Origin of the sequence: Streptomyces sp. MB09-02B (assembly GCF_033794485.1) — a bacterium.
Lineage (GTDB): Bacteria > Actinomycetota > Actinomycetes > Streptomycetales > Streptomycetaceae > Streptomyces.
In genome coordinates this window covers 1-5,482 of sequence record NZ_JARGEE010000530.1, presented here as the reverse complement: position 1 = coordinate 5,482, position 5,482 = coordinate 1, and the positions used below count along the sequence as shown (strand labels likewise).

Here is a 5,482-nt window from a genome sequence, read left to right as displayed (position 1 = left end):
CCCCGCCCCCGCACGACGACCACCCCCTCGCCTCCTACGTCCTGCGCGTCAACGGCACCGAGCGGCCCGTCAGCGACGCCTGGATCGGTGAGTCGCTGCTCTACGTGCTGCGCGAGCGGCTCGGCCTCGCCGGTGCCAAGGACGGCTGCTCGCAGGGCGAGTGCGGCGCCTGCAACGTGCAGGTCGACGGCCGGCTCGTGGCGTCCTGCCTGGTGCCCGCCGTCACCTCCGCCGGCAGCGAGGTGCGCACCGTCGAGGGCCTCGCCGCCGACGGGCAGCCCTCGGACGTACAGCGGGCCCTCGCCAAGTGCGGTGCCGTGCAGTGCGGTTTCTGCGTGCCCGGCATGGCGATGACGGTGCACGACCTCCTGGAGGGCAACCCCGCCCCCAGCGACCTGGAGACCCGCCAGGCGCTCTGCGGCAACCTCTGCCGCTGCTCCGGCTACCGGGGCGTCCTCGCGGCCGTCCGTGACGTCGTCGCCGAGCGCGAGGCGCACACGGCCGCCGAGAACGAGGCCGCCGCGGACACCGACGAGGCGCGCATCCCGCACCAGGCGGGCCCGGGCGCGGGCGGCGTCAACCCGGCGGCGTACGACGCCCAGCAGGCGCCCCCACCGGCCCCGCACGACCCCGACCGGTCCTACGGCGGCCAGGGGCTGTCGTTCACCGGCCCGGACGACTCGTACGGCGGCCAGGACCAGTCCTTCGGCGGCCAGGACCAGTCTTTCGGTGGGCAGGACCAGTCCTTCGGTGGCCAGGGTCAGGCCTTCGGTGACCAGGGTCAGTCGTACGGCGGTCAGGACCAGCCCTTCGGGCAGGAGCAGTCGTTCGGTGGGCAGGACCAGTCGTTCGGCGGTCCGGGCGACACCTACGGCGGTCAGGGGCAGTCCTTCGCCGGGCAGGGTGACACCTACGGCGGCCAAGGGCAGTCCTTCGGCGGTCAGGACGACTCGTACGGCGGTCAGGGCCGGTCGTTCGGCCAGGACGGAGGCCAGGCGTGAGCAACGAAACCGTCATCGCGACGCCCGCGGGCCCCGGCGAGACCGCGCCCGCTCCCGAGCAGTTGCCGCACGGCCTGGGCGTGTCCCTGCCGTCGGCCGACTCCCGGGCCAAGTCGGAGGGCACCTTCCCGTACGCGGCCGACCTGTGGGCCGAGGGCCTGCTGTGGGCCGCCGTGCTCCGCTCGCCGCACCCGCACGCGCGCATCGTGTCCATCGACACGTCCCACGCGCGCGAGATGCCCGGCGTACGGGCCGTCGTCACGCACGAGGACGTGCCGGGCGTCGCCCTGCACGGCCGCGGCAAGGCCGACCGGCCCCTGTTCGCCTCCGAGGTCGTACGCCACCACGGCGAGCCCATCGCGGCCGTCGCCGCCGACCACCCCGACACCGCGCGGATGGCCGCCGCCGCCGTCATCGTCGAGTACGAGGTCCTCGACCCGGTGATCGACCCGGAACAGGCCTTCGAGGCCGAGCCCCTGCACCCCGACGGCAACCTCATCCGCCACATCCCGCTGCGCCACGGCGACCCGAACGCGGCGGGCGAGATCGTCGTCGAGGGGCAGTACCGCATCGGCCGCGCCGACCCCGCCCCCATCGGCGCCGAGGCCGGCCTGGCCGTGCCCCGCCCCGACGGCGGCGTCGAGCTGTACGTGGCCTCCACCGACCCCCACACCGACCGTGACGCGGCCGCCGCCTGCTACGGCCTGCCGCCCGACCGCGTCAAGATCGTCGTCACCGGAGTCCCCGGCGCCACCGCCGACCGCGAGGACCAGGGCTTCCAACTCCCGCTCGGCCTGCTCGCCCTGAAGACCGGTTGCCCGGTCAAGCTGACGGCCACCCGCGAGGAGTCCTTCCTCGGCCACGCCCACCGCCACCCCACCCTGCTGCGCTACCGCCACCACGCGGACGCCGACGGCAAGCTCGTCAAGGTCGAGGCCCAGATCCTGCTCGACTCGGGCGCGTACGCCGACACCTCCTCGGAGGCGCTGGCCGCCGCCGTCTCGTTCGCGTGCGGCCCCTACGTCGTCCCCAACGCCTTCATCGAGGGCTGGGCGGTGCGCACCAACAACCCGCCCTCCGGCCATGTGCGCGGCGAGGGCGCCATGCAGGTCTGCGCCGCCTACGAGGCGCAGATGGACAAGCTCGCGAAGAAGCTGGGCGTCGACCCGGCGGAACTCCGCATGCGCAATGTGATGACCACGGGCGACGTGCTGCCGACCGGCCAGTCGGTGACCTGCCCGGCTCCGGTCGCCGAACTCCTCCAGGCCGTCCAGGAGTTCCCGCTGCCCGCCCTGCCCAAGGACACCCCCGAGGAGGAGTGGCTGCTCCCGGGCGGCCCCGAGGGCGCGGGCGAGCCGGGCGCCGTCCGGCGCGGCGTCGGCTACGGCCTCGGCATGGTCCACATGCTCGGCGCCGAGGGCGCGGACGAGGTCTCCACGGCCACCGTGAAGGTCCACGACGGCATCGCGACCGTGCTGTGCGCGGCCGTCGACACCGGCCAGGGCTTCTCCACCCTCGCCCGGCAGATCGTCCAGGAGACCCTCGGCATCGACGAGGTCCACATCGCCCAGGTCGACACCGACCAGCCGCCGGCCGGCCCGAGCTGCCGGGGCCGCCACACCTGGGTCTCCGGCGGAGCGGTGGAGCGCGCGGCCAAGATGGTCCGCACGCAGCTCCTGCAGCCGCTGGCCCACAAGTTCGGCATGTCCACGGAGCTGCTGCAGATCACCGACGGCAAGATCACGTCGTACGACGGTGTGCTGTCCACCACGGTCGCGGAGGCACTGGACGGCAAGGAACTCTGGGCCACCGCCCAGTGCCGCCCGCACCCGACCGAACCGCTGGACGAGGCCGGCCAGGGCGACGCGTTCGTGGGCCTCGCCTTCTGTGCGATCCGCGCGGTCGTGGACGTCGACATCGAACTCGGTTCCGTACGGGTCGTGGAGCTGGCCGTCGCCCAGGACGTCGGCCGGATCCTCAACCCGAACCAGCTCGCCGCCCGGATCGAGGCGGGCGTCACCCAGGGCGTGGGCATCGCGCTGACCGAGAACCTGCGCACCCCCCGGGGCCTGGTCCGCCACCCCGACCTGACGGGTTACGCCCTGCCCACCGCTCTCGACGTCCCCGACATCCAGCTCGTCAAGCTGGTGGAGGAACGGGACGTCGTCGCCCCCTTCGGCGCGAAGGCGGCCAGCGCGGTGCCGGTGGTGACCTCCCCGGCGGCCGTCGCGGCGGCGGTACGGGCGGCCACGGGACGCCCCGTGAACCGCCTGCCGATCCGCCCGCAGGCGGCGGTGGTGACGGGGGCGTAGGCCCGGGCAGGCGGCTGCGAGCCGCCTCCGGCACAGCCCTTGAGGTGCGTGTTCGCGCGTACGGCGGGTGTTGTCAGTGGGGCGGCGTATGGTTCTCGGCAGTGGGGACGACGACTGTTCGACGACCGCTCGGCGGTCCGGGCGTCGCCACTGGGGACGCACGCTGAGAACCACGTGCCGGGGGGAGCCATGAGCACGATGACGATGGGGACAATGGGCCTGACGGACCTGAACGACCTGCGCGATCCGATCCACCTGAACGACCTGGCGGCGCTGACCGGAGGACCGGTCACCCGTTCCGGACTGGCGCTGGACCTGCCGGCCTGTCTGCTGGACGAGGAGTTCGGCCGAAGCAGGGTGTGGCGCTTCGAGGACTTCGACTTCCCGGCCACACTCACCCACGAGCCGACCCGCCGCTTCCTGCGCGACATGGGCCTGCCCGAGGACCACGGCTTCTTCCACCTCGACACGGACATCCCGCTGCCGACCCTCGCCGAGTACTACGCACACGAGCGCGCCGACGTCTTCACCCCCGACCGACTCCCCTCCAGAGCGGCCCACTTGATCCGCCTCGGCCACTTCGTCGAGGGCAACAGCGTCGTCGTCGACGGCACCACCGGCGCGATCCTCAACTGGAGCGAACCCGAGTCGACCCTCAGCCCCCTCGACGCCGACCTCTCCACCCTCGCCTTCACCCTCTGGCGCCTGCACCGCGAGAACCACGAGAGAACGGCGACGGGTTGCTGGGTGGAACGCCTGCGCAACGAGGCGTGCGCGGAGCTCTGACGCGGACGCGCTCCGCTGCCGTGGCAGGTCCCGGATGGGGCGCATAGGCTGGCTGCAGGGGTCGAGATCAACTGCCAACAGTCCGCGTGGGACCCCTACGCGAGCAACGAACCGCAGCCGTACCCCACGGGCACCTGCACCGCCACCTTCGAGGTCGGCACGACGGTCACCTTCACCGCCACACCGGACACCGGGTCCTCCATCAACGACGGCCCCACACCGAACCCCGTGACCATACGAACCGGCTACAACTACACCTGGGTGATGTTCTGCCCCAACGACGGGCTCTGCTCCGCGGGTTAGCTCCTCACCGGAAGTTGGGCGATCCTCGCGAGGGTTTCTTGTCGCGCGGGTTTCCAGTTCATGGGCGACGCGTCCGTCACGTCCATCGTGCCCTGATGCGCCCTGATTGCGCCCTCCCCGTGCCCGAGTGACGTGCGGACGCTGGAACGATGGGGGACACGGACAAGCCGAGCATCGTCCGGTTGCCGGGCGCTGACGGACATCGCCAGCCACCGCCGGACACACCACGGCCGTGGGAGAACGTCGACCGGGCCCAGGCCGCGGTGGAAGGCGCCACGGGCCCCGAGCCACCCGCCCCGCCCATCTGCCCCGACTGCGGACTCATCGGTGACCGGCGTCCCACCTACTACGACGCCCACGTCCTGCTGGAGCCAGACCTGTCCGTGCCCGCACACATGGTGCCGGCCTGGCACCGGTGGTACGTCGACTCCCAGGGCGTCGGGTGGAACAGCCGGGAGGACGAGCCCGCTCCAGGGGCCGTCTGCCGCATACCGCACCGCATCGCCTGCCCGGGCCTGAAGTTGGAGGAGATCGGACTGTGGCGATGGCTCGACACCGTCCGTACGGAGAACGCCCGCCGCGCACGACGCAGGGCGGACGAGGAAGGCCTCCCGGAAGCACTGCCGGACGCGGGGTGACCGGCAGCGCGGGCGGTCGCTCACGACTGTGACCGAGACGGAAACTGAGACGCAGTCAGGGTGGTCGACCCGGACGATGCCAGACGGGTACCGCCCGCTCGCGCCGGCTCCTAACACGGTCAACCTGGCCAGCCACCGGCCTCGACAGCGGACTTGGCGAATTCGGCGAAGGTCCGCGGCGATGTGCCCTGTGCGGTGGCCGACGACGAACACACCACCACCACGAGGGGGCGACACCCCTTCCGGGATGTCGCCCCCTGGCCGTGACTGGCGAAGGCAGTTGAGGCCGTGGCGGGAATCGAACCCGCGTAACTCGCTTTGCAGGCGAGTCCCTGAACCACTCGGGCACACGGCCGGGTCGGGAGTGTGGGCCCCGGTGGGGGCTGGTGCTCCGAACTCGATGTGTCGACCGTAGGCGCGGGCGGGTGGAGGGCTCAAGGGC

5 protein-coding genes and 1 tRNA gene are annotated in these 5,482 nt (G+C 72.5%); 4 read left to right on the top strand and 2 right to left on the bottom strand.

The genetic code is table 11. The features are described 5' to 3' along the window. The 3 genes from P1P70_RS39835 to P1P70_RS39825 all read left to right on the top strand — a co-directional run. A partial coding sequence (locus P1P70_RS39835) for a 2Fe-2S iron-sulfur cluster-binding protein (protein WP_319246662.1) occupies window positions 1–1,001 on the top strand: 1,001 nt, incomplete at its 5' end. Beyond that, window positions 998–3,313, top strand: coding sequence for a xanthine dehydrogenase family protein molybdopterin-binding subunit (locus P1P70_RS39830; RefSeq protein ID WP_319246660.1), 2,316 nt, complete (start codon window positions 998–1,000; stop codon window positions 3,311–3,313). The genes P1P70_RS39835 and P1P70_RS39830, both read left to right, overlap by 4 nt. A gap of 189 nt (window positions 3,314–3,502) precedes the next feature. Further along, entirely contained in the window at window positions 3,503–4,099 is a 597-nt protein-coding gene (locus P1P70_RS39825) for an SUKH-4 family immunity protein (protein WP_319246657.1), read from the top strand. Between the two features lie 95 nt (window positions 4,100–4,194). On the opposite strand, the gene P1P70_RS39820 is transcribed toward P1P70_RS39825, so the two are convergent. Next, a complete protein-coding gene (locus P1P70_RS39820; RefSeq protein WP_319246654.1) occupies window positions 4,195–4,335 on the bottom strand; it encodes a hypothetical protein in 141 nt (46 codons plus the stop codon). 216 nt (window positions 4,336–4,551) lie between these two features. Here P1P70_RS39820 and P1P70_RS39815 point away from each other — a divergent pair, with 216 nt between their 5' ends. Then, window positions 4,552–5,040, top strand: coding sequence for a DUF6083 domain-containing protein (locus P1P70_RS39815; protein ID WP_319246651.1), 489 nt, complete (start codon window positions 4,552–4,554; stop codon window positions 5,038–5,040). 283 nt (window positions 5,041–5,323) lie between these two features. Here P1P70_RS39815 and P1P70_RS39810 read toward each other — a convergent pair. Then, window positions 5,324–5,395: transfer RNA gene (locus P1P70_RS39810), tRNA-Cys, on the bottom strand. Between the last annotated feature and the right edge of the window lie 87 nt (window positions 5,396–5,482).

Excerpts from the sequence above, each read along its gene's own strand:
- P1P70_RS39825 (WP_319246657.1), top strand. The coding sequence starts at position 3,503 with ATGAGCACGATGACGATGGGGACAATGGGCCTGACGGACCTGAACGAC.
- P1P70_RS39815 (WP_319246651.1), top strand. The coding sequence starts at position 4,552 with ATGGGGGACACGGACAAGCCGAGCATCGTCCGGTTGCCGGGCGCTGAC.
- P1P70_RS39820 (WP_319246654.1), bottom strand. The coding sequence starts at position 4,335 with ATGGTCACGGGGTTCGGTGTGGGGCCGTCGTTGATGGAGGACCCGGTG.